We start from the raw sequence: 2,246 nt of genomic DNA on the forward strand, positions 1-2,246 counted from the left end.
CGTGCCCGGCACCGCGAGCGTGCCCATCGGCTGGGCGCTGCTCGGGCCGATGGTCGTCGCCGCCGCGGGCATCGGCGTCATGTTTCGGGGCCGTCGAGGTGGGTCGTCGTCGCGTTCACCGACGAGGCCGGCACCCCGGGAGCCGCCGGCGTCGTGCTCGCGGTGTTCTCCGGGGGCAGCCTGCTGGCCGGGCTGCTCGTCGGGGCGTTCTTCAACGCGACCGACCCGCTGCGCCGGCTGCGCGTGACGACCGTGCTGCTGGCCGCGCTCGTGGTGCCGGCCTGGCTCTCGCCCGACGTCGTCACGCTGTCGGCCGCGATGCTCCTGCTCGGCCTCATGGTCTCGCCGACCCTCATCGCCGCCGTCAGCCTGGTCGAGCGCCACGTCGCGCCGACCCGGCTCACCGAGGGCATCACCTGGACGATGACCGGCATGGCGGCGGGCACCGCGCTCGGTGCCGCGGTGTCCGGCCAGGTGGTCGACGCGCACCCCGCCGCGACCGGGTTCCTGGTGCCGCTGGCGGCCGGTGCGTCACCGCCGCGCTGGCCTGGGTCACCCGCGAGCCGCCGGTCCGCACGCCCCGCCTGAGTGCGGGGTGCCGGGCGGGCCACGGCGGTCGTACGCTGGCCCGGATGACCGACGACACGCGCCCCGCGAACCACCCCCCGCAGACGCACGAGACGGCCGCTCCCCACGACCTGGGGAACGCCTCCGTCGAGCTCGTCCGGTCCTGGCTGGAGGCGTCCTCGGACGACCGCCCGGACCGGTCGGCCCGCCGCCTCTCGGCGCTGCTCAAGGACCCCCACGGCCTGGAGTTCACCCTGGGGTTCATCGACCGCGTCGTGCGGCCGGAGGACCCCCGCGTGGCCGCTCGGCAGCTGCGGCGGCTGGCCCGCCGCGTGCCCCGGTTCCTGCCCTGGTACCAGCGCGTCCTGCTCGTGGTCGGCGCCGTGGTCTCCGTCGTCCTGCCGGGCACCGTCGTCGGCGTCGCCCGCTGGACGCTGCGCCGCATCGTCGGCCACCTCTCGTCGCGCGCTCCCCCCGAGCCCGCTCACCAAGCGATCGCCCGGCTGCGCGCGCACGGCGACCGGCTCAACCTCAACCTCCTCGGCGAGGCCGTGCTCGGCGAGCAGGAGGCGCAGCACCGGCTCGACGGCACCCGCGAGATGCTCGTGCGCCCCGACGTCGACTACGTCTCGATCAAGGTCAGCGCCGTCGCCAGCAACCTGTCGATGTGGGCCTTCGACGAGACCGTCGCCCGCGTCGTCGAGCGCCTGCGTCCGCTGTACCAGGCCGCGTCCGAGGGCGAGCCGACCTTCATCAACCTCGACATGGAGGAGTACCGCGACCTCGACCTGACGCTCGCGGTGTTCACCACGATCCTGGACGACTTCCCGCAGCTCGAGGCGGGCATCGTGCTGCAGGCGTACCTGCCCGACGCGCTGGCCGCGATGCAGCGGCTCCAGGCCTGGGCGAGCGAGCGCCGCGCCGCCGGCGCGCGCCGATCAAGGTGCGTGTCGTCAAGGGCGCCAACCTGGCCATGGAGACCGTGGACGCGACCGTCCACGGCTGGCCGCTGGCCACCTGGCACAGCAAGCAGGAGACCGACACGAGCTACAAGCGGGTGCTGCGCTGGGCCATGACGCCCGAGCGGGTGGACGCGGTGCGGCTCGGCGTGGCCGGGCAGAACCTGTTCGACGTCGCCTACGCCTGGCTGCTGGCCGGCGAGCGCGGCGTCCGCGACGCCGTCGAGTTCGAGATGCTGCTCGGCATGGCCACGGGGCCCACCGGCGCCGTGCGCCGCGACGTCGGCCACCTGCTGCTCTACACGCCGGTCGTGCGGCCCAGCGAGTTCGACGTCGCCATCTCCTACCTGGTGCGCCGGCTCGAGGAGAACGCCAGCCCGGAGAACTTCATGTCCGCGGTCTTCGAGCTGCACGAGTCCGAGGAGCTCTTCGCCCGCGAGCGCGACCGCTTCCTGCGCTCGCTGGCCGCCCTGGACGACGAGCCGGCCGACTACGTCCCGGCCCCGCACCGCGTGCAGGACCGCCGGCACGAGCAGCCGGTCTTCGGCCCCGGCTTCGAGAACACGCCCGACACCGATCCCGCCGTCGCCGCGAACCGGGCCTGGGCCGCCGGCATCCTGGACCGCGCCGCGTCGTGCGACCTGGGCTCGCAGACCGTCGCCGCCCACGCGGTGGCCGAGCGCGACGCGCTCGAGGACGTGCTGCTGCGCGCCCGCGAGG

At 74.8% G+C, this 2,246-nt stretch carries 3 protein-coding genes; all 3 read left to right on the forward strand.

The window, feature by feature from the left end; all coding sequences use genetic code 11:
- Positions 1-588: MFS transporter (locus AC2W7G_RS14245; RefSeq protein ID WP_485869014.1), on the forward strand; the 588-nt coding region annotated here is incomplete at its 5' end.
- A 44-nt stretch (positions 589-632) separates the two neighbouring features.
- On the forward strand, positions 633-1,643 hold the full coding sequence (locus AC2W7G_RS14250; protein ID WP_485869015.1) for a proline dehydrogenase family protein: 1,011 nt from the start codon (positions 633-635) through the stop codon (positions 1,641-1,643).
- Positions 1,541-2,246: proline dehydrogenase family protein (locus AC2W7G_RS14255; RefSeq protein ID WP_485869016.1), on the forward strand; the 706-nt coding region annotated here is incomplete at its 3' end. The genes AC2W7G_RS14250 and AC2W7G_RS14255, both read left to right, overlap by 103 nt.

It is taken from the genome of Aeromicrobium sp. PFPM2_SD2, assembly GCF_057364525.1.